The 24,176-nt window shown below is 46.0% G+C and carries 18 protein-coding genes and 1 tRNA gene; 9 read left to right on the forward strand and 10 right to left on the reverse strand.

The window, feature by feature from the left end:
• The first annotated feature begins 50 nt into the window (after positions 1-50).
• On the forward strand, positions 51-878 hold the full coding sequence (locus IAQ59_RS16610; RefSeq protein ID WP_245189663.1) for a PorV/PorQ family protein: 828 nt from the start codon (positions 51-53) through the stop codon (positions 876-878).
• Positions 875-2,986, forward strand: a complete 2,112-nt coding sequence (locus IAQ59_RS16615; RefSeq protein WP_209331963.1) for a ComEA family DNA-binding protein — start codon at positions 875-877, stop codon at positions 2,984-2,986. The genes IAQ59_RS16610 and IAQ59_RS16615 overlap by 4 nt, the downstream gene beginning before the upstream one ends.
• A 132-nt stretch (positions 2,987-3,118) precedes the next feature.
• Here IAQ59_RS16615 and mscL read toward each other — a convergent pair whose 3' ends face one another.
• Complete coding sequence (mscL, locus tag IAQ59_RS16620; protein ID WP_209331964.1) at positions 3,119-3,550, reverse strand: large-conductance mechanosensitive channel protein MscL; 432 nt, start codon at positions 3,548-3,550, stop codon at positions 3,119-3,121.
• 137 nt (positions 3,551-3,687) lie between these two features.
• Between mscL and IAQ59_RS16625 the strand changes: the two genes are divergently transcribed.
• Complete coding sequence (locus IAQ59_RS16625) at positions 3,688-5,745, forward strand: S9 family peptidase (protein ID WP_209331965.1); 2,058 nt, start codon at positions 3,688-3,690, stop codon at positions 5,743-5,745.
• A 54-nt stretch (positions 5,746-5,799) separates the two neighbouring features.
• Here IAQ59_RS16625 and IAQ59_RS16630 read toward each other — a convergent pair whose 3' ends face one another.
• The 3 genes from IAQ59_RS16630 to IAQ59_RS16640 all read right to left on the reverse strand — a co-directional run bounded on the left by IAQ59_RS16630 (position 5,800) and on the right by IAQ59_RS16640 (position 8,955).
• On the reverse strand, positions 5,800-7,314 hold the full coding sequence (locus IAQ59_RS16630) for an FG-GAP repeat domain-containing protein (RefSeq protein ID WP_209331966.1): 1,515 nt from the start codon (positions 7,312-7,314) through the stop codon (positions 5,800-5,802).
• A 58-nt stretch (positions 7,315-7,372) separates the two neighbouring features.
• Positions 7,373-7,978, reverse strand: a complete 606-nt coding sequence (locus IAQ59_RS16635; RefSeq protein WP_209331967.1) for an acetyltransferase — start codon at positions 7,976-7,978, stop codon at positions 7,373-7,375.
• A 536-nt stretch (positions 7,979-8,514) separates the two neighbouring features.
• Positions 8,515-8,955, reverse strand: a complete 441-nt coding sequence (locus IAQ59_RS16640; protein ID WP_209331968.1) for a WxcM-like domain-containing protein — start codon at positions 8,953-8,955, stop codon at positions 8,515-8,517.
• Between the two features lie 325 nt (positions 8,956-9,280).
• Between IAQ59_RS16640 and IAQ59_RS16645 the strand changes: the two genes are divergently transcribed.
• Together IAQ59_RS16645 and IAQ59_RS16650 are read left to right on the forward strand one after the other, a co-directional pair.
• On the forward strand, positions 9,281-9,724 hold the full coding sequence (locus IAQ59_RS16645; protein WP_245189664.1) for a DUF4143 domain-containing protein: 444 nt from the start codon (positions 9,281-9,283) through the stop codon (positions 9,722-9,724).
• Between the two features lie 226 nt (positions 9,725-9,950).
• Positions 9,951-11,240, forward strand: coding sequence for an ATP-binding protein (locus tag IAQ59_RS16650; RefSeq protein WP_209331969.1), 1,290 nt, complete (start codon positions 9,951-9,953; stop codon positions 11,238-11,240).
• 134 nt (positions 11,241-11,374) lie between these two features.
• On the opposite strand, the gene IAQ59_RS16655 is transcribed toward IAQ59_RS16650, so the two are convergent.
• Positions 11,375-12,598, reverse strand: a complete 1,224-nt coding sequence (locus IAQ59_RS16655; protein WP_081634860.1) for a 6-bladed beta-propeller — start codon at positions 12,596-12,598, stop codon at positions 11,375-11,377.
• Positions 12,599-12,890: 292 nt separating this feature from the next.
• Here IAQ59_RS16655 and IAQ59_RS16660 point away from each other — a divergent pair, with 292 nt between their 5' ends.
• The gene (locus IAQ59_RS16660; RefSeq protein WP_209331970.1) at positions 12,891-14,084 is read left to right on the forward strand and encodes a DUF4221 family protein; all 1,194 of its coding nucleotides are present in this window, start codon (positions 12,891-12,893) and stop codon (positions 14,082-14,084) included.
• Between the two features lie 95 nt (positions 14,085-14,179).
• Here IAQ59_RS16660 and IAQ59_RS16665 read toward each other — a convergent pair whose 3' ends face one another.
• The gene (locus tag IAQ59_RS16665; protein WP_209331971.1) at positions 14,180-16,630 is read right to left on the reverse strand and encodes a carboxylesterase family protein; all 2,451 of its coding nucleotides are present in this window, start codon (positions 16,628-16,630) and stop codon (positions 14,180-14,182) included.
• A gap of 289 nt (positions 16,631-16,919) precedes the next feature.
• Between IAQ59_RS16665 and IAQ59_RS16670 the strand changes: the two genes are divergently transcribed.
• Positions 16,920-19,343: a beta-N-acetylhexosaminidase family protein gene (locus tag IAQ59_RS16670; RefSeq protein ID WP_245189665.1), complete on the forward strand. Its 2,424-nt coding sequence runs from the start codon at positions 16,920-16,922 to the stop codon at positions 19,341-19,343.
• 9 nt (positions 19,344-19,352) lie between these two features.
• Here IAQ59_RS16670 and IAQ59_RS16675 read toward each other — a convergent pair whose 3' ends face one another.
• The gene (locus IAQ59_RS16675) at positions 19,353-21,302 is read right to left on the reverse strand and encodes a heavy metal translocating P-type ATPase (RefSeq protein ID WP_209331973.1); all 1,950 of its coding nucleotides are present in this window, start codon (positions 21,300-21,302) and stop codon (positions 19,353-19,355) included.
• Between the two features lie 82 nt (positions 21,303-21,384).
• Between IAQ59_RS16675 and IAQ59_RS16680 the strand changes: the two genes are divergently transcribed.
• Entirely contained in the window at positions 21,385-21,825 is a 441-nt protein-coding gene (locus IAQ59_RS16680; protein ID WP_209331974.1) for a hypothetical protein, read from the forward strand.
• Between the two features lie 43 nt (positions 21,826-21,868).
• Here IAQ59_RS16680 and IAQ59_RS16685 read toward each other — a convergent pair.
• Positions 21,869-21,941: transfer RNA gene (locus tag IAQ59_RS16685), tRNA-Lys, on the reverse strand.
• Between the two features lie 85 nt (positions 21,942-22,026).
• On the opposite strand from IAQ59_RS16685, the gene IAQ59_RS16690 reads away from it, so the two are divergent.
• Positions 22,027-22,749, forward strand: coding sequence for an SH3 domain-containing protein (locus IAQ59_RS16690; protein WP_209331975.1), 723 nt, complete (start codon positions 22,027-22,029; stop codon positions 22,747-22,749).
• On the opposite strand, the gene IAQ59_RS16695 is transcribed toward IAQ59_RS16690, so the two are convergent.
• Complete coding sequence (locus IAQ59_RS16695; protein WP_209331976.1) at positions 22,738-23,370, reverse strand: LON peptidase substrate-binding domain-containing protein; 633 nt, start codon at positions 23,368-23,370, stop codon at positions 22,738-22,740. The genes IAQ59_RS16690 and IAQ59_RS16695 overlap by 12 nt on opposite strands.
• A gap of 100 nt (positions 23,371-23,470) precedes the next feature.
• On the reverse strand, positions 23,471-24,151 hold the full coding sequence (locus IAQ59_RS16700; protein ID WP_209331977.1) for a hypothetical protein: 681 nt from the start codon (positions 24,149-24,151) through the stop codon (positions 23,471-23,473).
• Positions 24,152-24,176: the final 25 nt, after the last annotated feature.

Below are 24,176 nucleotides of genomic sequence, written 5' to 3' on the forward strand. Positions count from 1 at the left end.
TTTGTATTATATTTCTTGTCTATTCCCTTTTTTGATCAAGCGTGATTTTTATGGGAAGTTTCAAGCTGCTTATGCAATGGTTTTTGATGGCCATTCCACTGGCCGCTGCTGCGCAAAATGGCACAGAAGTGCTCCCTAAAGGAGCAAGGAGCCTCGGTATGGCCAATACGCATCTGACCCTTCTGGAGGGGTGGGCGATTTTTAATAACGTTGGGGCGATGGCTCAGGTAGACGAATCTCAGGTTTTTGTGGGATATGATCATCGATTGGGATTAACGGAGCTCACTACCTTGGGTGCGGGTGGCGTATGGAAGACGAGTTCGGGAGCATGGGGATTAGGACTGAGCTCCTATGGTGCGGCCCACTTTAACCAACAGGCCATCGGTTTGGGGTATTCGAACAAATTGGGAATCGCCAGCTTGGGGGCTAAATTGACGTATTTTCAAACGAATATTGAAGGGTTTGGTAGGAGTGCTGCGCCTTTGATTGAGCTGGGCGGTGTGGCGGAACTAGGTCCAAATGTCTTGTTCGGTGCGCATATTTATAATCTTGGTAGGGCCAGGTTAAGTAAGCTTACCCAAGAATATCTGCCCACGGTGGTGAAAGCGGGTATCTCTTACCGTCCAACCGATTTTTTTATGATCAATGCGGAGGTCGAGAAGGAGGTTTACTTGGATCCGCTATTTAAAATGGGTTTGGAATACAGTATACAAGAAAAGCTTGACCTTCGAGCAGGCGTTCATACCCACCCGGAGCAGATGTTTTTTGGAATTGGTTTTAGGCCGGGCAGGTACCGCTTGGATTATGCGGTTAGTCAACATCATCAGTTGGGTTTTACCCACCATTTTTCGTTCAACCTGCTGTGGAACCAACCATGAAGAAGGTTTTTCAGGTCATTGGATTTTCATTTTTACTCGCTGAATGTAGCTTTTCGGCCTATTCGCAAGAGATTTTGCGGCCTGAAATAGATATGGAGGCATTTGTTGAGGAATTGTTTTCCATGCAAAAGGACGACATTGAGTATGAAGAACTTTATGAGAATCTCCTGCAATTATATTTGAATCCCATTTCGCTAAATAGCGCAAATAGTGAAGAGCTTAGTTCCATTTTGGTTCTCAGCCCACTTCAGGTAAACAGGTTTTTGGAGTATAGGAGTGAGGTAGGTCCCCTCTATTCGCTGTATGAATTGCAGGCGATACCAGACTGGGACCTGGCTACCGTGCGTCAGGTGCTGCCTTTTGTGACCTTGGATCAATCGGGCAATAGTCGGGGTGCTCCCCTTTGGCGGCGAATCAGGAATGAGCGGGATGCCTACATGATCTTTCGACATAGACGGATCTGGGAGACTCGGCGGGGATTTACCTCTCCAGATACCTTGAGTGGAGGCAGGTTGACTACGCGGTATATGGGCGATCCCAACGATTTTTACCTGAGGTTCAGGGTGCAGCACGCCAATGATTTTAGCCTAGGGATCACGGCCGATAAAGATGCCGGAGAGGCCTTTTCGTGGGATCCAAAAACCAATCGCTACGCTTTCAATTTCCTTTCCTACCATTTTACCCGCTATCAATGGGGGCGTTGGAAGACGCTGACTTTAGGCGATTACCAGTTGCAGTTTGGCCAAGGTCTGGTCTTTGGAGCAGGGTTTGGGGTTGGAAAAGGTGCTGAGACGATCACCACGGTACGTAGAAGCTCCCTCGGTCTGCGCCCCTATACCTCTGCACTGGAGTTTGGTTTTTTTCGTGGGGTGGCGGCCACCTATCAGACCGGTCTTTGGGAGTGGACTGTCATGTTATCTGATTCGCCACGCGATGCCAGATTGCAGTTTCAAGCGGACAGTTTGGATTCAGAAGAAGGCTTTTTCTCTTCTCTCCTAAGAAGCGGGTTACATCGCACGCCTTCAGAAATAGCAGCGAAAGCACAGGGAAGGGAGCAAAATGTGGGGGGTAATCTACATTACCGTAGTTTGGATCGGAATTTCCAATGGGGGTTCAATGCGCTCTATACTTCCTACAGTCAGCCATTTTTTCCCAATTCAAGGATATACAATGCATTTGAGTTTCGAGGGCGGGATAACCACGTGCAGAGTACTTACTTTTCTTACAATTATCAAAATTACTTCTTCTTTGGGGAAGCGGCCATATCCAAAAGTGGAGGTACGGGATCTGTACTTGGGCTGATGGCCAGCCTGACCAATAAGATGGATGCGTCTTTGGTTTGGCGTAACTATGAAAGGCATTTTCATAGTTTTTATGGAAATGCATTCGGTGAAGGATCCCGCCCAATCAATGAATCAGGCATGTACTTAGGCCTTCAGTACAGACCCAGTAGAATGTGGTCTTGGTCTTTTTATTACGATAGTTTCCGGTTTCCATGGATGCGGTTTCGGGTATACGCACCCTCGAGCGGCAGGGAGTGGCTCACTCGTCTGAGTTTCAAACCGGATCGGAATACGGTGGTTTTTATCCAATGGAGAGAAGAAGCGAAGGACCGCAATTTGCTTTCCGGGGATCAAACCGAAAACCATTACAGACTGATGCCCGGCATGAAGCGAAATGGTGTGATCAGTTTAGACAGACAGTTTAGCAGGATATGGGGAATGAAATCAAGGGTGCAGTTCAGCTCATTTGATTTTGCAGGGCGAAAAACGACGGGCTTTGCGGTGATGCAGGATGTACAGGCTTCTTGGGAAAAAGTCAGGATTAGCGGACGCTTTGCACTCTTTGATACCGATGATTTTGATAATCGTCAATACGTGTACGAGAAAAACGTACTTTGGGCATTTTCAGCTCCCAATTATTACGGACAAGGCATAAGGTATTACCTGCTTGGACAATACCAGATCAATCGGCAATTAACCCTGTGGTGCAGGTGGGCCAGAACGGCCTATACCGACAGAAATACCATCGGCACAGGCCTTCAGGAAATTAATGGGAACACGCTTTCAGAGACCACGCTCCAGCTTAGGTATCAATTCAACCGATAAAAGCCGAACCTAACTAGGATCTCCTGTGGTGCTATGATTACCTGCGTTACATAATACCAACCCTGCCAGTTGGGCGAAAAATTGGCAGTGATTTGGAAATAATGGAGTGTGCGGAAGGTGTTCGGCCTTTGTTTAAGAAGGATTGTTTCCGGATTTCAGTAAGTCTCTGATTTCCTCCAGCAAGACTTCCGTTTTGTTTACAGTTGGAGGCGGGGGTGTGGAGGCTTTTTCTTCCTTACGCTTGAGGTTATTGATCAGTTTTACGATCATAAATATTGCAAACGCGATGATCGTGAAATCAATGACGACCTGAATGAAGGCTCCATAGCCCATGGTCACAGCCGCAATAGCCTCTCCATCAGATCCAACGCTTGCTTCTTTGAGTACAATGGCCAGGTCAGAAAAATCTACACCGCCCACCAAAAGCCCAATGGGGGGCATGATGATGTCATTCACTAAGGAAGTGACGATTTTTCCGAAGGCTCCGCCGATTATAACGGCAACGGCCAGGTCAACCACATTGCCACGTACGGCAAAATCTCTGAATTCTTTTAAAAGGCTCATAATTTGTGGATTTTGGATCCATTGCTGGGAAAGAAAGGATTGTTTTGTCAACAATATAGTAAAATCTAACTTTTGTTCGAGAGAATGGTTGAAAATTTAATTTCTTTGTGACTAGAAAAACAAAACGACAGAACGTGATGATTAAGCTAATCCGCCAAAACCCTCCCGTAGCAAGCAAGCGTAAAATGGCACTTGAAGCGCATGAACGGGTACGTTTGGATTACTATTATTGGATGAATAATCGGGAGAGTCCAGAGGTGATCGATTACTTAAATGCAGAAAATGACTACCTAAAGGCTGTGATGGCACCTACGGAAGCATTGCAACGTCAGCTGTTTGACGAGATGAAAGGGAGGATTAAGGAAGATGATGAGTCCGTGCCCTATTTTAAAAACGGGTATTTTTATTACAACCGATACGAAATAGGATCGGAATACCCCATTTATTGCCGAAAATTGGGTAACCTTACCGCAAGGGAGGAAATCATGCTAGATGTGAACGAGCTGGGGAAAGACTTTGCTTACTATCATGTGGGGAGTTTGGGTGTCTCTCAAGATCAGCGGTTGCTCTGTTATTCCTACGATGCCATAGGAAGGCGGATTTATAATCTGGCATTTAAGCATTTAACGCATAAGGAGACGCTGCGTGATCAATTGACCGATGTTACGGGAAATTTTTCGTGGGCTAACGACAGTCAGACCATTTTTTATGCGAAGCAAGACCCGGAGACCCTTCGGTCTCATCGCATCTATAAGCATCGACTGGGCACTTCTCAGGAAGATGACGTATTGGTATATGAGGAGGTTGATGATGCCTTTACGTGCTTTGTGCGTAAATCAAAATCACAACAGTATTTATATATCGTATCACAAAGTACCGTATCTACCGAATACCGAGTGCTGCCGGCAGATCAACCGGATGGAGAATGGAAGTTGGTTCAGCTCAGGGAGAGGGATTTGGAATACGAACTGGAACATGTGGAGGGATATTTTTATATACTCACCAATGCCTTCGGGGCCAAAAATTTTCAATTGATGCGAGCGCCTGTTGAAGACTGCTCTAAATCTTTTTGGGAGGAGTTTATCCCCCACCGGGAAAATGTGCTCTTGGAAGGGATGGAGGTTTTTAAAAACCATTTAGTACTAGAGGAGCGTTTTTTTGGATTGGGAAGATTGCAGATTCGGTCTTGGGATGGGCTGCAAAAGCACTATATCAAAATGGATGAGCCAGTGTACACGGTATGGGTGGGGCAGAATGCAGAATATTATACCAACATACTTCGGTTTGGATACAACTCGTTATGCACACCGAGCTCCATATTCGATTATGACATGGATACAAGATCCAAAATACTGATGAAGCAACAGGAAGTTGTCGGCGGGTATGATGCAAAGGACTATCTTTCAGAGCGTTGCTGGGGTAATGCCCCTGACGGAACAGAAATCCCTATCTCATTAGTGTATAAAAAAGAACTCTTTCGGAAAGACGGTTCGAATCCCTTGTTGCTTTATGCGTATGGTTCCTATGGATACAGCACTGACCCAACATTCAGCAGCAATCGCCTGAGTTTGCTTGATAGGGGTTTCGTGTATGCAATCGCACATGTCCGAGGTGGGCAGGAAATGGGCCGTTACTGGTACGAGGATGGGAAAATGCTGAGGAAGAAAAATACCTTCAGTGATTTTATAACCTGTGCGGAGTATTTGACAAGGGAGAAATACACTGATACCAGTCGTTTGTTTGCCATGGGAGGCAGTGCGGGGGGACTGTTGATGGGTGTTGTTATAAATGAGAGACCTGATCTTTTCAAGGGAGTGGTGGCTGCTGTTCCTTTTGTGGATGTGGTGACCACCATGTTGGATGAGTCTATCCCGCTAACTACAGGGGAATTTGATGAGTGGGGAAATCCGAAGGAGAAAACCTACTACGACTACATGCTTTCCTATTCTCCTTACGATAACGTCACTAAGCAAGCCTATCCAAACTTATTGGTTATTTCGGGTCTTCACGATAGTCAAGTCCAGTATTGGGAACCGACCAAATGGGTAGCTAAATTAAGGGAATACAAGACAGATGAGAATTTTCTGTTGCTTTATACGAATATGGTTGCCGGTCATGGGGGAGCGTCCGGACGCTTCAGGGCACTGAAAGAGTTGGCTATGGAATACGCGTTTTTAATCAGCCTCGTGGAATAAGGAAATTGAAGACAAACACCCCCTATAGTGCTGTTTTTTCAGTAGTTGTGGGGGTCATTTTTGATTTTCTAAAATCAATGCGCTGGGGATTTCATTAATCCCTTGCATGAGTAATTTGCTGTATTCGAGCGTATTGTGAACGTATGCTCCCAAAACAATGTCCGGATCACCGTCGCCGTCCAAGTCGCCCACATCCATGGTCAGCCATTTTCCACCGGCAGCCTCTGGAATGAATCGGGGGAAAAATTTCAAACCTCCTGAATTCTCAAATAATAAAAATTGATGCGCAGGCTGGGTAAGCTCATCGTAAAAGGCTATGGTCGCCAGGTCTAAATCTCCATCGCTATCTACATCTACCGCCATGACCTTCGCGGCGCCATATTGTGGATAGAACCAAGCCTCTCTAAATTTTCCGTTTCCCTCGTTTTCGTAGATTCGGTAACCGTGATAAGGTTTCTTAATCGAAGAGTAATCCCAATTGTCCCCATTGCTTACAAGCAAATCCAACCGACCGTCGTCATTGAAGTCATGCAGTTCAAAATAGCTGGTGCCCATCACAGGAGAAAACCGCAACAAGACCTTCTCTTCATCAAATACGCCATTCCCTTTATTGTAAAAGACAGATATGCGCTCGTCACCTTGGCAAAATAACGCAATAAGATCCTGCATTCCATCCTTGTTTAGATCCGTTACTACCACTTTTCGAGCGCCGGCACCGCCAAGGACAACCGGCACCGCCCGAAAGTCACCATTCGGGTAGATCAAAAGATTTCCGCTATGGTGGCCGTAGCTGCATAGGATAAAATCGGGTATACCATCTTTATTGAGATCCTCCCAAGCACCGTATACAGGTCTGGCCAATTTTACAAGAACCTGATTCCACGTGCCGGCATTCAAATCCATCTCATAAAGGGACCCCTGTGGCAGATCGCTTGGACTGATGGACCCGATGCTGAGAAAATGGTATTGGTTTTCGGCCTTACGCACAAATTGGACCACCGGACTAGCTGGTGCGGGAAGCGTAAAAAGCTCATCGTTCTGATCTTTTACAAAGAGTTGAGGAGAAGATGCTTCCCCAATCACAAGTTCTCTCCGCTCTTCATTTATGGCAATCAAGGTTGTTTTTGGGCTTTTTATTCCGTCTATAAATAACATCTTAGGTTTGAAACCGATCAGCGATCCTGGAATAGGCTTTGGCTGGTGCAGAGGCAATTGCGTAGGGGCTTCCGATTCATAGAAATTTGAGATAGCTTGAAAATCCGAACGACTAACTAGGCTAGTGGCTGGGTACACTCCAAGCTCTTTTAGAATGGCGATTTCTTCTTTCGTTTTTTCCTCCCAAATACCGAGGCTGTCTTGCGCGTCCCGAAAACCCATCAAAGCTGCCATTTGTGGAAGTACCTGCTTTTTCCACACTTCCTTGGGCAGTATTTCTGGTGAGGGATAAGCATGGCATACGCTGCAATAGCTCTTCGCCAAAACACCCCCATCCACCTGCTGCCCGAATACCCTGTCACTGAGGAAGAGCACCGAAAATACGATATAGCCAAGGTTGACCAACCTAGGCATTGATGATAAATTTCCTACACTATATGACTCCAATGGAAGGAAACTTTGAGGTGTTAGATCATCCGACCCGTAATTTGGTAGACTGTAGCCTATTTCCAATCCAGGTGCTGTAGTCTGGTACATCTTGATGTACAATGGCTCCGGCACCAATGGAACACCAAGCGCCAACCTTGATTCCTGGCAAGATGATGGCATTTGCTCCGATTAGTGTTCCCTCGCCGATTTGGATGCCTCCACAAAGGGTGGCCTGAGGCGCAATGTGTACATAGTCATTCACGATGCAATCATGGTCTATCGATGCCCCCGTGTTTACGATCACTTGATCACCCAATTCGCACCCTACCTTTACGATTGCCCCTTCCATCACCACACAGCCCACACCCAAGTCAGCCCGTTTTGAGAAAATTGCAGAATCGTGTATGATAGTAGCAAACTTGACCCGGTGGGTCAAGCGTTCACTGATTGTTTTTCGAATATCGTTATCCCCTATCGCAATAAATAAGTCACTGTTAAAAACAAAATTATCCGGAAGGCTACCGGTTACAGGGTAACCCAATAGCTCGGTTTTTGCCGGATCGTCATCAAAAATGCCGTGAATTTTTTCATACGAATCAATAATGTCAATAATCACCCTCCCATGTCCCGAAGCTCCGTATATATACATTATATTCTGCAGGTTTAGTTTCGTGTCCCAATTATTGGAAATCTACGTATAAAAACTTCAAAATTCAAGAAGAGTTATATTTTCCCTTTACTCAGGATGCATCGTTTGTCGAAGTATCTAAGTAATGTCAACAGATAAATGCATAAAAAAGCCGTTGTAAAATTCTATTCTGTATTTTGTAGGGAAATTCGGTGGATTAATTTTTTTTTTTGTTTCGGTATTTTACGGAGGTTTTCATTTGCCGGTGATTGTTTTCCAGCATTGACACCCCTTTCTCTTCTATCAGGATAACGGCCGTTTGGCAGACCGTCTCGATTTTATCCATCCATGCAAATGAGGCCAGATAGAATAAGGCCAGATTCCCCTTTAGGAAAATTGGAATAGAACGAACGCATCATAAGAAGTACGTTACATACAACTTGGTTTCCACGATGCCTACTGACACAAATGACAATTATAGGCAAAAGCAATCCCTCCCTCTTGCGGAAAGAGGGTTTGTTGTCTGATAAATGGTCGGTAGCGAAAAGAATCCTTTTTTAAAAAAAGCTCTCTACGTACCAATACTCTGGGGAAAACTTGTAGCTGTCTTCCAATGATTCCTCCAACGTTTTGTCAGAGCATACCAACACAGAACCGGACTCTGTGATACACTTCATCCCGGTAAGGTAACCTCCCGGTACGTACAGGGTGTCGCCATTGCTGGAAAGAACGTATTCAGTCACTGGTAGATCAAATGATGGTTCCGACCAGTCATCAGGCTCCACCAAAAGGATCTTTACCAATCCATTCACCACGGTAAACAATTTCCCTTCATTTCTGTGTCCGTGCCATCCCCTCATCCCAGTAGGTTCTATAACATAAAAACGTTTTATGTCAAACCCCAGTTGTGGGAGGTTATTATTGTAGATGAGACTGCCTCTCCCATCTGCATGAATACCCCCTGCGATCAAAATTGGTTCCTCCTTCATCGTATCCATCTACTAAGCTGTTATAATTTTTGCTAATATTACGTATTTTCCAACCACATATACAAAGATCAAACCAGAAATTATTGCAAAAAAAGGAAAAACTAATGAAATTTCATCAGATTGGGCGTAATAATCAGTCTCTGGATCGAGATGATCTCCAAAACGGCTATGGAGGCGGGGTGGTTATCCGCTGACATTCCTGGTATCCACTGAGCGAGTCAGCATTTTGTGAAGGGAGAATTTCATTGAAATCTACCTCGAAACCGATCTTTGGTTATGCGGGGTTAACCGCTACCTAAAAATACGGTAAAGTTCTAAAATTTCGTTTACGGATTTGGAGACTCGCTTGATTTACGGATATTATCCGGATGTCCTGAATAACAGAGGGGAGGAAAGGGAAATCCTAGACGAGATCAAAACGAACAGGAAGATTTATTTCTACGACAATGGAATACGCAACGCAATCATACAAAATTTTAATCCAGTTGGATTGCGAAATGATATGGGTATTCTATGGGAAAATTTCCTGATGGCTGAGAGACTTAAGCGGAACCATTATTACAAAAGGCACTGCAACACCTATTTTTGGCGGACCACGTACCAACAGGAAATTGACTATGTGGAGGAGTCAGACGGAAAGGTTACGGCTTTTGAATTCAAATGGAATCCAAAAGCCAGGGTGAATTTTCCGGCAATTTTTGTAAACACCTATAATGCCGCCGTGAAGGTGGTTTCCAAGGAGAATTTCAGGGAATTTGTAGGGGCAGTGGAACAATAGCTTTTAAAAATAATGATCGGGATCCGATCCCATTTGCATCTTCATTAGCCGAAAGGCAAAGCCTTATTTTAGTGAGCAGCATGGTTTTTTGGGGTTCGAGTAGGCAAAACTATCCATTTTTTCATTCGAAAAAATGTTATAAATTGCATTTATTCATTTGAAAAAGTGTAAATGTTAATGTTTATTCCTTTGAAAAAATGTACATTGTATTCTTAATCGGCTAGATATGAAAAGAAAGCTATTTCAATCCCTAATTGACTGGAAAAACTCCCCCAATAGAAAACCCTTAGTTATACGAGGAGCTCGGCAGGTTGGTAAAACATGGTTGATGAAAGCTTTTGGTACAGAGCACTATGGGCAGGTTGCCTATGTGAATTTTGAAAGTAATCAGACAATGAGGCAGGTTTTTGAACAAGACTTTGATACAGAACGCTTGCTCATGGCCCTTCAGATCGAAACAGGAATAAAAATTAACTCAAGCGATACCTTATTGATTTTGGATGAGATTCAGGAATCCAAAGGTGCGTTAACATCCTTGAAATATTTTCAAGAAAATGCCCCATCTTACCATGTGATAGCAGCAGGTTCATTATTGGGAGTGGCGTTGCATCAGGAAACCTCTTTCCCTGTTGGAAAGGTAGAATTCATGGATCTCTATCCGCTGGACCTCGAAGAGTTTTTGGATGCTTTAGGGGAGGAATCATTAAACCGCCTTCTTCATACGCACCAATGGGACATGGTTAAGCCTTTTGCTCAAAAGCTAAAGGATCTACTCAAACACTATTTTTTCATAGGAGGAATGCCTGAGGCTGTTCAGACGTTTATTGATACAAAAGACCTAGTGCTAGTTAGATCTGTACAAACAAGAATCATGGAGGCCTATCAACAAGATTTTTCGAAACATGCCCCATTCGATATTGTGCCAAGGATACGGATGGTTTGGAATGCCATTCCTGCTCAACTCAGCAAAGAGAATAAAAAATTTATCTACGGTCAGGTCAAAAAAGGAGCTAGGGCCAAAGATTTCGAGATGGCATTGGCATGGTTGGTAGACTGTGGCCTGGTTCATCAGGTCAATCGGGTTTCAAAAGCAGGAATTCCATTGAAAGCTTATCAGGACTTTGGAGCCTTTAAGCTTTTTCTATTAGATATAGGCCTTTTGGGGGCTATGGTTGACTTGGATGCCAAAACAATTTTGGAAGGCAATCAATTTTTTGAAGAATTCAAAGGAGCCATTTCCGAACAGTTTGTTTTACAACAATTGGTGGCGCTGGGATTAGAACCAGCTTACTGGTCAGCCGACAGTGCCACCGCCGAGCTCGACTTCATCATTCAAGTCAAAGGAGAAATCATTCCCATCGAAGTGAAAGCTGAAGAAAATTTGAAAGCAAAGAGTTTGAAAGTATTTGTGGAAAAATATAAAACGGTCACCAATATTCGCACATCCTTATCGGACTATAGGAAAGAAGACTGGTTAATCAATATTCCATTATATGGTATTCATACGATAGTTTAACCATTTACGGTAGGGGAAATCTGTTTAATAAGGGGTTTAATAGAGTTTGAAAAAGCCTAATTCATTCTTCATTTGCTGTAGCGGTATTGCATGCTTGCGAAATATAGCGCAAAAGAAGTGATTTTCATAAGTCACTATTTTTGGGTGTACACCATCAATACAGGGTTTTCCGAATCCTTGGCGGCAAGTACCGTGGTAGTGAAATTTAGCCCCTGGTTTTTGGCCCAGGTTTCGAATTCAGCCCTACCCATGGCTTCCTTTTTCTCCAATAGTTCTTTATAAAGGGTTTTGCCCGGAACCTTTAGTCCGATCTTTCTAGGTGTAAAATTGTAAGCGAATCCCTCGGGATCGTAGCCGCCATCTATATCGTTAAGCAACCTGCCCTTGATTACATGAGATTTCTGGTTTTCACGGTCGAAGAATAAACTATAGCCCTTATTTTCGTAGGTCAAGACGGTGTAAAGTTGTTTTTCTGTTAGAAAGTACCGACTATAAAAATACATTTTTGTTTGATTATTTAGGAAGTCTAGCCTTTGCATTATATCATCCATATTCTTTAAGTCATCTGGGTTTTGGCCGTATTTTCCAAAGTCAAACGCAAGTTTGGGAATAAAATGTCCGTCTTCGACCTGATAGATCGTGTCCCAGAAGGTCATTCCATAGTAGAGGTGGTCCTGACTTTTCTTAAAATAATCTCTTCCGGAATCTTCAAAATAAAACCTTTCGGGATCGTAAGGGAAATAGTTCATCTCATCCTGTAGTGATTTGTCGAAACTTTTGACAAAATACCCATCAGGTTCTCGGGTGGGAGTGTACAGGTAATAGCGTTGGTCATGGTCTGAAAAAACACCCGGACCAAGCCGTTCACGAAACGACAACTCACGAAGAAATTCGCCATCCAAATTAAACCACATTATTTTACGGGGGAATACGCCGAGTAGGACTAGTTCCCCGTCTACAAAGGCCGCGGCATCAAAGTCCAAGTATTCACCCGGGCCTTCCCCATAGGCCTTTATTCTTGCTAGATATTTTCCAGATTTATCGAAAATTTGAATACACTTACATCCGAAAATGTCCAGTGTGAAAATTCTGTTTTGATAAAAATGTATCTCCTGCAAACCCGAAGTCAGATGTGCCTCATCCTCCTTATCCTCCAGCCAGATATACTCTATATGGGGTTCAAAAAACTCCGACAACTTCCCGCTTCGGGATTGCGAAAGATCCACAGAAATAATTTCCAAGCCGGATTTAGATTTAGTTTCCTCCTTACAGCCTGCGGTTAAGAAAAGAGAAAGCACGCCAATAGACCAACAATGATTTAGACGCACTGTCTGAGAAAGGAATCGTCGGATTGTCATTGGCGTATTTCGATTTATAGGTAAAGAATCTGGCATAGTTGGAATAAAAATGATTAACCCGAAGCAATTTAATTAATTTTTTCGTTTTCATAAAGTGCTGGAAAAGAATGTCGTTCCTTTTCAAACAGTCGAAGCAGATTTTAAGAGTTTGACCGGATTGAGAGAATTTTTTCAGGATTCTCGGGTGGTTGGGATTAGCGACGCAACGCACGGTCTGCGTGTTTTTTTAAATTAAAATTTTAATAGGTTTCTACATTTTAATTTTTAACTTTATAGTTTAAAATTTGATGGTATGATAAAATATAGCTACATAATTCTACTTTTTGCAATTCTTCTTGCATGCGGCAGTGAAAACAGGTTGGAAAGTATCGGTGGTAGCAGTTCGCTGGATTATTCGTTGGATACTGTCATGATAGATCCCGGTGATGAAATATTGTTCGTGTCGGGGCGGCTATCCCAATCTGACCTTTCACCGGACCGTAAATACCTATACAACTTCAATCAACATGACCATACGTTTGAACAGATTGATCTGGATGAATTGAAACTGGTCAGGAAATACCCTTTTGAGAAGGAAGGGCCAAATGGCATTGGAGAGTTTTTCCGGTCTTTTTTCCTCTTGGACAACGACCATTTGATGGTACTCAGTTTCCCAAATCCGGGCATTTTTGACTTAAGTGGTAAGAAACTGCACGAACTGGATTTTAAAAATTTTGGCACGGGTGACGATGGGATACAAGATGGAGAATTCTTTAGTATTTCAACGACCCATCCCAACAAAGAGAACCAGTACCTGGGATTTGTTCGAAACTTTGAGAAGAAATCAACCGAGCTTATGCGGGTTGACCTAAATGAGGGTGTAGCAAAAAGGATTTCCGTTCCGCAATATGATAACCTCAAGAAGTTCGAATTGCTGTTTTCTGATGGCAAAAGTTTTATGGTATCCGGGCCTCAATCTTATTTGATCCAGGCACGCGAAAAAATATTACTGGGTAGCAACTTCGCAAACGAAATTTACCAGTACCTACCCGAATCAGACAGCCTGGTAGTGAAATCATATCAAAGCAAACTTACTGATAACGAAAAAACTGAACCCAATTCTATTGAGTTCGAGACCCAGGAGGCCTTTTGGGAAGCAGTTCAACAAGTAAAGGAACAAATAAGTTTTTCACCACCTGTCTGGGACGATCTACACCGTGTATATTATAGGTTTTCCCATAAAGAGGTATTTGAAGCTGCACCCTCGGAAGCCTTTCAATTCCCAACCGCCACCAAAGCTGAGGTTTTCCTGACTGTCTTTGACGAAAACCTGGAGATGCTGGCGGAATCCAAGATAGCTGGCATAACGATGCCACCTCAGAAACACTTTGTAAAAGACGGAAAGATATGGATGTTTGTGAACGTGGAGGACGAGATAGGCTTTGTCAGATTGGCTATAGACCTTGGAATAGAGCCATTACCCTCCGATGGAATACAGCGAAATTAATGCTTCATAGTATACACAATCAGCACGGGGTTTTCTGATTCCCGTGCTTCAGTCGCTATAGCTGCGAAATTTTTACCATTGGTGTTGATCCAGTTTTACTTCTCAGATGGCAAACTCCAGTCATTTTGATAGAACCCGGTAGCCTTAATTGCATCAACCCCTTTTATCGGAAGATCAGCAGTAAAGATCACATAGTCGGGAAAGCCGCTTCCGCCTGCAAAATACTGGTTGGCATTAGCGGTACGCAGGCCCTTTAGACCCGTGCCTGTAACAACCGCAATGGAATGGGTGTCATTGTCTTTTCGGGGTACCATAAAATAGGCCCCCAAATCATCCTGACTTATCACTTCGCTTCCCAAGGCGACAGCACTTCGTGTTACTTGAATGGGACTGTGGTCAAGGAGGGGTTTCCAAGCCCGGTTGGTGTCGGAATTGCCATAGATTATAATTCCACGATCAGCGTATTTTCCCAAATCAAACTCCCTGTCCGAAACCATATCAACGGCCCCATTTCCCCGGTAGTACCACATTTCCGCGTCAAAACGGGCCTTGTTGAAAGCCCAGTCGTTTTCGGCTTTATTGCCAGAGGTGCCGTAGACATACACCATCCGATTGTTAAAAGGCTCTTTGAAGGTGCCGTTTCGCACTGTGCCTTTGTCTGAAAGGTTGGGGGCTTCGCTGATCTCCCATTTACCTGCTGAATTTTTCAGGTAGAGCATACCGGAGCCGTCGTTTTTCCAAGTTATCTCGGGCTGGTTGTCCAAGGAAAGGGTTATTTCCACCCCTTTCGCAAAGGAGGAGGTTTCCAGTCCAAGGTATCGGATGTTGTCAGTGCTGCCACTGATGGATTGCGATGTTAAGCTTCGGGATAGGCTTACACGGGAATAATTCAAGGGTTCTGCCTGTTGCAAAATATGTACCCAGCGGCTTTTGGAAGAAACGGCCGTGTTTGCGGTTGAAAATTCAACTCGGTGGACCAACGTGTCGTGAGGGGTTTCGTGCCATTCGAAATAGTCAAACAGCGGCTTCCAGTCCACACTTTCATCCCCAAACCAATGGCTGCCTCCTGGATATTCGTAGTAGCTGAAGTCCGGATGAAATTCGGCCAATATGCCCCGCATTTGTCGTGCATAGTCCACGGATACCACCCGGTCGCTGTCTCCGTGATGAATATAAACTCCTGCTGCTTTGTAGTTTTTGGCCAGTTGGATGGCGTTGCTTGGATTGCTGGCACGGAGTAGGGTTTTTTCAACTTCATTATCCGAATCTTCCGGAATTTTACCGTCCGCAGATCCATATCCCATAAGTGTGGGATATCCCGCACAAGGTGCAATAGCTGCCCATTGTCCGGCAAAAGTTGCTCCCAAATACCAAGTGCCGTGCCCTCCCATGGAGTGGCCCGTCAGATAAATACGGGCTGGATCCGGTCTGAATTTTTGCTTGGCGATTTCCAACACCTCCATGGCATCCAGTCGTCCCCAGTCTTCCCAGTTAAATCCTCTCGGTCGACGGTTAGTTGGGGCTACCAACGTACCCCAGTCCTTGGGTTTATAGGCTCGTGCTTGTCCTATGGCTTCTACGCCCGCTCCATGTACCGATAAAAACAGCGCGGAACCTGCTTTGCTGCCTCCTACTTGGGGGGCCACACCATAGTATTGCACGCTGCCGTCGATTTCGCTGATAAAGGTTTGTTTGTAGTGTTCAGTGGCTTCTCTTCCGAACAAGGTGATTTGTTGGCTGTCGGCTTTTTTGTTGCCAAGGTGAAGGTTCAGGGTGGCGGTATATTCTCCTTTGGCGGAGACGCTAGTCGCGTTGATGTCAAAGCCAACTTTTCGGATGCTCATCGGGGGAATGCTGGGAAGGCTAGAGTTGGCTACGGTTCCGTTTAAGATCACCTCCATCTTTCCATCGGTGATGGTTTTTGAAGTGGCATTCACCACCACCACGGCTCCAATAAGCCGATCGTTGCCCATCTGCCCCAAGACGATGTCGGGAAGCGTGGCATCCGCTGTTTTTAACAGAACGGGGCTGGCATCCAAAATTAACTCCGCCGATATGCCCGACCATAATCCGGTAAACCGCCCGAGGATTTCATTTTTGCCTTTTTCCAACTGTACAGGAAGGTAAAGCCAGCCATCTCCATAGATATCGCCCCCTCTGGGGACTCCGTTGACATAACACATGCCGGCACCGCTCATTCGCAGGAGAGCCGTTTGTTTTTTGGGCGATTCATAGGTGAGGTAAAGATAGCCGGCACGAAGCCTGCCCCGAAAACGACCGTTTTCATCGGTGCGCACGACTTGCCAGGTGTCTTCGGATGAGGGCGAAATTTTGCCGTTTTCCGAAGGTGTCTGCAGGGTTCCGTTAGCCAGTTGGTAGGCCAACGGATCGGTGAAGATCACTTCCCGTCCATAGCGGTGCTGGTTTTGGATGGCGAGGCCTTCGGTAAAAACATGGGTGCTTTGCGCCTGCGTGTAGGGAGTCTGCGCTCCAAAAAAGACGGTAACAATCAAAAATAGGCACATAAATCTGAATCCTTCGTTCATAAGTAGGTTGGTTTGACATGTAATGGGTGCAAGGTATTTATTATGTTGCGTAACGGAAAGGCAAAAGACTTGGACGGCTTAAACTTATCCAAGCTTCATCGGCGAAAGCCTAGAAAATGATTTATCGCCCCATTTTTTAAAGCCAAAAGCAAAGTAGCAGGTAGATTATAGAATGGATCGATTTGGGAAATCCGCTGAATGTTTCGTCCTTACCCGGCACGAGTTGCCCTCTGCAATGGTCTTTTTGATGGAAAAGCCGTATTACCGAAGCCAATCAATGCCCGTTGCTATGAGAAATTTATACCAATTCCTGCTTGTTTTTCTGGTACTGTCCGCTTCCTTTCCGGTGATTGGGGCGGTGGATTTGACCGATGCTGTCGTGGTCTTGCCTCGGCAAAGCAGTTCGAGGCTGTCCTTTTTTGGGGAAGTACTGCGGGAGGAAGTGCTTAAGCGCTCCGGAAAAGGGTTGAGCCTACAGGAAAGGCCTTCTGCTCCAGGTCGATCAGCCATCGTGTTGGCAATACGGGGCGAAGGGGATAAACTGCCGGCTGCCTACCGACCCGTAATCGATGCGACACCGATTTTGTCTTCGGAAGGCTATAGCCTTCAAATAGATTCCAAAAACCGCATCGTGTACATCGTCGGGGCAGACGAGCGGGGCGTCCTGTACGGGATAGGTCGGTTTTTGCGAAAAATGCATTGGGCGGATGGCCTATTGGAGGTTCCCGAATCAGTCGCAGCGGCTTCATCTCCTACCTATCCCATTCGCGGACATCAGCTTGGCTACCGACCAAAAACCAATTCCTACGATGCGTTTTCGGTAGCCATGTTTGAGCAATACATCCGGGAATTGGCCTTGTTTGGATCCAACAGCATAGAGATCGTTCCGCCGAGGACGGACGATGACTTCAGCAGCCGCCAAATGCAGCTTCCTGCCATTGAGATGATCGGGCATCAGTCCCGTGTTGCAGACCAATTTGATATGGACGTCTGGATGTGGTATCCCAATATGGGAGAGGACTACGCCCATCCCGACTCCTTGGAGGTGGAATTACGGGAACGCCACGAGGTTTTTTCCTCCGTGCCACGCCTTGATCACCTGTTTGTACCGGGCGGGGATCCCGGGGAGCTGGAGCCGGACGAACTCTTTTGGTGGCTGGAGGAGTCTGCCAAGGTGCTTCGGAAATACCATCCAAACGCAAAGGTTTGGGTTTCTCCTCAGGTATTTCGCCCAACCCAAGCTTGGTTCGACCGATTCTTTTACCATGTCAATCAGGAATACGAGTGGCTGGGGGGCGTAGTGTTTGGTCCGTGGGTAAAGATACCCTTACCGGAGCTTCGACAGCTGGTAAATCCCGGCATACCCATCCGTCGGTATCCGGATATTACCCATAGCCTGAGTTCCCAATACCCCATTCCCGAGTGGGACCTGGCACTGTCCATGACCTTGGGAAGAGAGTGCATCAATCCCAGGCCGGAAGATCAAAAGGCGATTCACAATGCACTGGCACGCTATGCGGATGGCAGTTTGAGCTACTCAGAGGGAACGAATGATGATGTGAATAAATTTATTTGGACCGACCAGGATTGGGATCCGGATGTTCCGGTGGTGGAAACCCTTCGGGATTATGCGCGCTTCTTTTTTGGTCCGGAGTGGGTAGAAGGTGTGGCCCAAGGCTTGTTGTTGCAGGAAGAGAATTTGCGTGGTTCTCTGCTTACCAATATGCTGGTGCCGGTGACCCTGCAGGTGTGGCAGGAAATGGAGAAACGGGCAGATTCGGCACAGATGGGCAATTTTCGATTTCAGATGGGTCTGATCAGGGCGTATTACGACGCCTATGTGCAGCGTAAACTTGCCCTTCAAATGGCCGCTGAACACAAGGCAAGGGACTTCATGCGCCAGGCCTTGGAGGAAGGTGAGTTGGCCGGGCTTTCCCAAGCGTTAGCTGTTTTGGAGCAAAGTTTGACCGAGGAGCCGGCTGCCCAGTGGCGGGCCCGTTGTTTGGAACTCGCGGACGCTCTCTACGAAAGTATTGGTGCCCAACTGACCATCGATCCGCACGGAGCGGCATCGGGACGGGGGAATTTCATTGATAATTTGGATGCCGTCCTCAACGATGCTCCTTGGTTGATGGATAATTTGCGGGCTATTATGGAATTGGGAGAGGGTGGCGATTGGCAAGGTGCCCTTCACGCCGTTGTGAACAGAACCAATCCGGGGCCGGGTGGTTTTTACGACAACTTTGGCCATCCAAAAAGTTGGAAGCGGGTAGTTTTTGACAAATCGTTGGAGGAGGATCCAGGAAGTTTATATCGGCCCAGGATTAGTTTTGGGGTTGGGTTAATTGGTGTGGAATGGGTGCATGAGGTGAAAGCAGTGGGATTTGAAGGTTCTTCTGCACCGCAGGCATGGATGATGCAGGTAAATACCCTGTATGATACGCCGCTTAAGATCCGATACGATCAGCTCAATCCCGATCTCGAATATACACTTCGTGTGGCTTACACAGGTAGATTTAGGTCAAGGATGAGACTGGAAGTGGATGGAGGGCTGGAGATCCACGATTTTATTCAAACGGGCCATCAGCCGATACATGAATTTGACCTACCTAAAGAGGCTTATCGGGACGGGGAGATTACCTTTCGTTGGACCTGTGGAGAGGGGGAACGCGGCTCTCAAGTCGCGGAGCTTTGGTTGATGGTAAAGCCTTAAGGGGCGGTTTCAACGGTATTGGATGCGAACGGCATTTAGAATGGCCAGTAAGGCTACTCCCACATCTGCAAATACTGCCTCCCACATGCTCGCCATCCCAGACGCACCTAAAATCAGCACGGCCAGTTTGACACCAAGGGCCATTAGGATATTTTGCCATACGACCTGGCGGGTGAACCTCCCGATTTGGATGGCCTTGGCGATTTTAGTGGGTTGATCGGTTTGTATGACCACATCGGCCGTTTCTATGGCGACATCGCTGCCGAGTCCTCCCATAGCGATTCCTACGTCTGCAAGGGCCAGTACGGGTGCATCGTTGATCCCATCTCCTGCAAACGCCACGATCCGATCGGGCGAAGATTGGATGGAATTCAACCGGTTCGCTTTCTCCTCCGGCAGCAGTTCACCAAACGCCTGCGTGATGCCCAGTTCCTTTGCCACCGAATCGGTGACGTCCTGCCGGTCACCGGACAAAATGAAAAATTCCTTGACACCGCACTTTTTTAGATCGGAAATGGCTTTTTTCGCATCCACTTTCAGGGTATCGGCAATCAGGAAATACCCCTGATGGATACCGTCTATGGCTACGTGTACGGCGGACATTCCTGGTTCCTCGACTTTTTTTAAACCCTTTACCTCTTGCTGAAGCATCAGGCGATGGTTTCCGACGATTACCGCCTTGTGCCCGATTTTTCCGATGATCCCCATACCGGCTATCTCCATTTGCTCCGATGCTACCAGTAGTTTATCCTGTAAGTTTGGCGTTATTTGGGTGACTATCGACCTGGCGATAGGATGCATGGAACTTCGCTCCAATTCGGCCGCCAGCGATTTCCAGCTTTCGTCATTTGAGCCCCCGGTAGAGACTGTTTTTACGACTTCAAAGGTTCCTTTGGTCAGGGTGCCTGTTTTGTCCATGACTACGGTAGTTACCTTTGCCATCAAATCCAGAAAATTGGAGCCTTTGAACAGGATGCCATTTTTGGACGCGGCGCCAATGCCGCCAAAGTACCCCAAAGGAATGGAGACCACTAGGGCACAGGGGCAGGATATCACCAAAAATACCGAGGCTCTGTACAGCCAGGTGGAGAAATCATATTCGGGTACAAAAAACCACGGAACCACAACGAGGGCCAAGGCTAGATACGTCACCATGGGCGTGTACACCTTAGCGAATTTCCGGATAAACTGTTCTGTTTTGGCTTTGCGTGCCGCCGCACCTTGCACCAGTTTAAGGATTCGGGCGATGGTACTTTCCTGAAAGCGTTTGGTGACATGTATGTCTACGACCCGGTCCAGGATCACCATGCCCGCCAATACGTCTTCCTCCGCTCCGATATGGCGTGGGAGGCTTTCCCCTGTGAGGGCAGCCGTATTAAACAGCCCGCCTTTACTTTGTAGTTTTCCGTCTAGCGCCACTCGCTCCCCCACTTTGTATTGTGCTATTTCACCGGGATTGACCGTTTCGGGAGCCACTAGGTGTAGTTGTCCATTCCTCCATACGGCCACGCGGTCGGGTCGCATATCAAGGAGGGCTTGGATATTGCCTTTGGCTTTTTTTACTGCTGCTTCCTGAAAAAGCTCTCCTACTGCGTAGAAAAGCATCACCGCTACGCCCTCCGGATACTCGCCAATGGCAAAAGCCCCCAAGGTTGCCAGGCCCATTAGGAAAAACTCGGTAAAGACTTCCCCTTTTCGAATAAGGCTCCAGGCCCTGGACAGCACAGGCAATGCCACCGGCAAATAGGCTATTGCATACCAGAGCGGCCTTACCCATCCGCTGAAAAAATAACCCCCCGCCCCAAACTCCAATGGGATGGCCACTAAAAGTAATGCTAGGCTGAAAAGTGGACGCTTCCAGTCTTTCCATTCAAAGAATGCGGTTTTCGTGTTTTTGGGAGCTGTTGTTTCGGGCTCACAACAGGAAGCGGCTTTTGTGGGGTTGCTGAATTCATTCATGGTGTAAAGTGCCTTTGTTTGCTGTGAGGATATGTAAAGTTACAGAAAGAAGCCATGCAAAGAAATTGCATTTGTCCATTCCGTGCTTCCCGATAGGCAACAGGTAGTCTTTGGCACCATCCCGGAGTATGGAAAGCTGGGCGGTTCGCTGGTGCGTTATGCTCTGAGGAATGGACATTTGTTTGTCTTTTATCCGAAAGCCAGAGAAGTCGTATCCGTTCAAAAACTCTATGATTATCCTCCCTTTGGCAGCCACATTTGGCGCAGTGCATTTCTGGTATTACATAAAGATGGGAATGTTTACGGGACGGATGTGAGCAAGCTGTTTAAATTGGATCCGGTTTCCAAGACCTACACCAAGTTGGTGGACAATGCAAGTCTCTTGGTACAAGACCGGGAAGGTACGTTGTTTTTTAGACGGAAAGCGGACCTATGGTCCCTTCGGGTTGAATGGTCCAAAAGGAGGTTCCGCTTCGCTGTGTTCATCGGGATAGACTTCTCGCCCTATGGGCGGCTAAGGTAAAACAAAAAGAGCTGCCCTTACGAACAGCTCTCTATTGTTCAAGTGATCCCGCTGGGGCTCGAACCCAGGACCCTAACATTAAAAGTGTTATGCTCTACCAGCTGAGCTACGGAATCATTTACTATATTTGTCACGGGCTTGGAAATATGGACTTTCTTTGTTCCCGTAATTGGACTGCAAATTTAACTGAACAGTTTGAGAATGCCAAATATACATCGAGTGATTGTTGCTAAATTCAGTGTGTTTTTTCTAGGCTTGTTTTATGTTACTGTAACTCAGGCGTCTGATATTTCGCTTAGTAAGGCGGATTCGCTCTTCGCCGAAAAGCAATACACCGACGCCCTCGTGATTTACGAACGTATGCTGCGGGATGAGGGAAGTTATTCACCCGCCATGCTGTTGAAGATGGCATTTATCTCAGAGGGAATGGGGGATTTTGCCAAGTCTACTACCTACCTCTCCAAGTATTATGACCACAATCCAAATCCCAAGGTTATCACCAAAATTCGGTCACTGACCGGCCAAACGACACTGTATGGGTATGAAGTGTCTGACGGGGAAAAGTTTCTGAAGTTTCTGTTGGATGTGAAGATGGAGCTGTCTGCTTTCCTTACTTTTTTCGTCTTGGTGTTGATTATATTTGCGGTGGCGTATCCCCGCAAACGTAAGGTGTTTTACGCTCCTGCGCTTGTTTGCCTCACCCTTGCGTTAGCTTGCAATAACCTCCTTAACGCCCCCGAAACGGCGATTGTCACCGGTAGTCCTACGTTGATTATGGATAGTCCGACGGCGGCAGGTAACTTGATTCGAAGAGTGGAGGTAGGGCACCGAGTTAAAATTGAATCCTCGGTGGATAAGTGGTATGAGGTCGAATGGAACAATCGAAAGGCCTATATCAGGAAAGATAATTTATCAAAAATTTAATGGATCCAGGTATTTGAAATGGCCATTCATTTGAATTTTGCGTTTGGCATCCTCCATCTTTAGCAGGATTGGCAATGCTTTTCTCACATGCTGGATCAAGAATTGTAGTCGCGCAGTCTCGCTTTTCATCATCAGCAGCTGAAACTCCTCCTCCAAGCTAAGTCCAATCTTATGGGCATAGGTGAAGGTATCAATCTTTTCCTTGGCCGGGTCTACTCTTAATCCGAGCAGCGGTAACATAGTTCTCATCAACTCGGTAAATTCATCGTATAGGTCTTGGTCAGCATCTGTTCCGACGTTGCCTTCCAAAAATTCCACCTCCCCTCCGGCATATAATTTTCCTTCTATCGGATTGACAAAGTTTATAATGCGAAATGGTCTGATTCCTAGTGTTTTGATGTCCATCCGGCCATCTTCGTAGGTTTTAGAGATTTCCAGTATGCCTACTTCTGTCCCGTACATTGTGAGCTTTTCAAGGTATACGCATATGCCAAAGGTGTTTCCATGCAGTAGACAATCACCGATCAATTGCCTATAGCGTGGTTCAAAGATATGTAGGTTGAGCTTCTCACCGGGAAAAGCAACCAATTTCAATGGGAAAAATGGCAGGTTTTTTGGCATACTAGGGATAAATGCGACACAGATGCGCTTTGTAGCTAACTCGCTAGTTTACTACCCGAAAATCAGATGAAAGGTTTGGTTTTTGGACCAAAACATTTGCCTAGTTGACTTGCTCAAATTCTTCTTCGTCCAGCATGGTCATGATTTGGGAAGGAGAAAGGTATAGTTTTCTGATTTTTTCCTTGTACTCCTCGGATAGCATTTCGTGATTCAGCACATACTCCTTGTGGGTGATAAGCTGAGTTCCCAGCCCTGCTGCCAAGGCATAGGTGTCCGCATTGATTTCCGCTTGGGTTACAAATTTTGGTGAGCAAAAGTATTTGGCACCGAAATGCAGCAGGTCAGCGGAACTTCTGTCCAAGTAATCCATGATGTGACCTAGCTCGTGTCCAATCCATCCTAGCAGGACATCTTTTGGTAACTCTTCTATGGGCAAAAATCCATCTTCAAATACGAGGTTTCTGCTGATCTTTACCCGGTAGGAACGGGTGTCTTTGTCGTTAAAGATAACAGAAAACACTTTCGGCTGCGCCTGCATTACTGAACCGTTGATATTGCTTTTAAACTGAAAGTCTATTTTTACTCCTAGTAGCTCGGGGAAGTGAGACAAAGCCTCCAAGGTGATGTTCCGGATCTCGTCGGGTATTTCTTTGTTGACGGCGAAAGCCTCAAGGTCATCCGTTGGCATTTTATAAATCGGCGCAAGATGCAATAAGGATGATTGTTCTACGGAAGTCCAGAAAGACGTAGCAAAAAGAAGGAGTGTAAAAATTAATTTCATTGGCACGTTAGTGGTTTGTTCATTT

Source organism: Lunatimonas salinarum, assembly GCF_017811155.1.
Lineage (GTDB): Bacteria > Bacteroidota > Bacteroidia > Cytophagales > Cyclobacteriaceae > Lunatimonas > Lunatimonas salinarum.

What these genes read in the sequence shown, in the direction of transcription:
- IAQ59_RS16610 (WP_245189663.1), top strand. Translation starts at nt 51, where the DNA reads ATGGGAAGTTTCAAGCTGCTTATGCAATGGTTTTTGATGGCCATTCCA.
- IAQ59_RS16615 (WP_209331963.1), top strand. Translation starts at nt 875, where the DNA reads ATGAAGAAGGTTTTTCAGGTCATTGGATTTTCATTTTTACTCGCTGAA.
- mscL (WP_209331964.1), bottom strand. Translation starts at nt 3,550, where the DNA reads ATGAGCCTTTTAAAAGAATTCAGAGATTTTGCCGTACGTGGCAATGTG.
- IAQ59_RS16625 (WP_209331965.1), top strand. Translation starts at nt 3,688, where the DNA reads ATGATTAAGCTAATCCGCCAAAACCCTCCCGTAGCAAGCAAGCGTAAA.
- IAQ59_RS16630 (WP_209331966.1), bottom strand. Translation starts at nt 7,314, where the DNA reads ATGCCTAGGTTGGTCAACCTTGGCTATATCGTATTTTCGGTGCTCTTC.
- IAQ59_RS16635 (WP_209331967.1), bottom strand. Translation starts at nt 7,978, where the DNA reads ATGTATATATACGGAGCTTCGGGACATGGGAGGGTGATTATTGACATT.
- IAQ59_RS16640 (WP_209331968.1), bottom strand. Translation starts at nt 8,955, where the DNA reads ATGGATACGATGAAGGAGGAACCAATTTTGATCGCAGGGGGTATTCAT.
- IAQ59_RS16650 (WP_209331969.1), top strand. Translation starts at nt 9,951, where the DNA reads ATGAAAAGAAAGCTATTTCAATCCCTAATTGACTGGAAAAACTCCCCC.
- IAQ59_RS16655 (WP_081634860.1), bottom strand. Translation starts at nt 12,598, where the DNA reads ATGACAATCCGACGATTCCTTTCTCAGACAGTGCGTCTAAATCATTGT.
- IAQ59_RS16660 (WP_209331970.1), top strand. Translation starts at nt 12,891, where the DNA reads ATGATAAAATATAGCTACATAATTCTACTTTTTGCAATTCTTCTTGCA.
- IAQ59_RS16665 (WP_209331971.1), bottom strand. Translation starts at nt 16,630, where the DNA reads ATGAACGAAGGATTCAGATTTATGTGCCTATTTTTGATTGTTACCGTC.
- IAQ59_RS16670 (WP_245189665.1), top strand. Translation starts at nt 16,920, where the DNA reads ATGAGAAATTTATACCAATTCCTGCTTGTTTTTCTGGTACTGTCCGCT.
- IAQ59_RS16675 (WP_209331973.1), bottom strand. Translation starts at nt 21,302, where the DNA reads ATGAATGAATTCAGCAACCCCACAAAAGCCGCTTCCTGTTGTGAGCCC.
- IAQ59_RS16690 (WP_209331975.1), top strand. Translation starts at nt 22,027, where the DNA reads ATGCCAAATATACATCGAGTGATTGTTGCTAAATTCAGTGTGTTTTTT.
- IAQ59_RS16695 (WP_209331976.1), bottom strand. Translation starts at nt 23,370, where the DNA reads ATGCCAAAAAACCTGCCATTTTTCCCATTGAAATTGGTTGCTTTTCCC.
- IAQ59_RS16700 (WP_209331977.1), bottom strand. Translation starts at nt 24,151, where the DNA reads ATGAAATTAATTTTTACACTCCTTCTTTTTGCTACGTCTTTCTGGACT.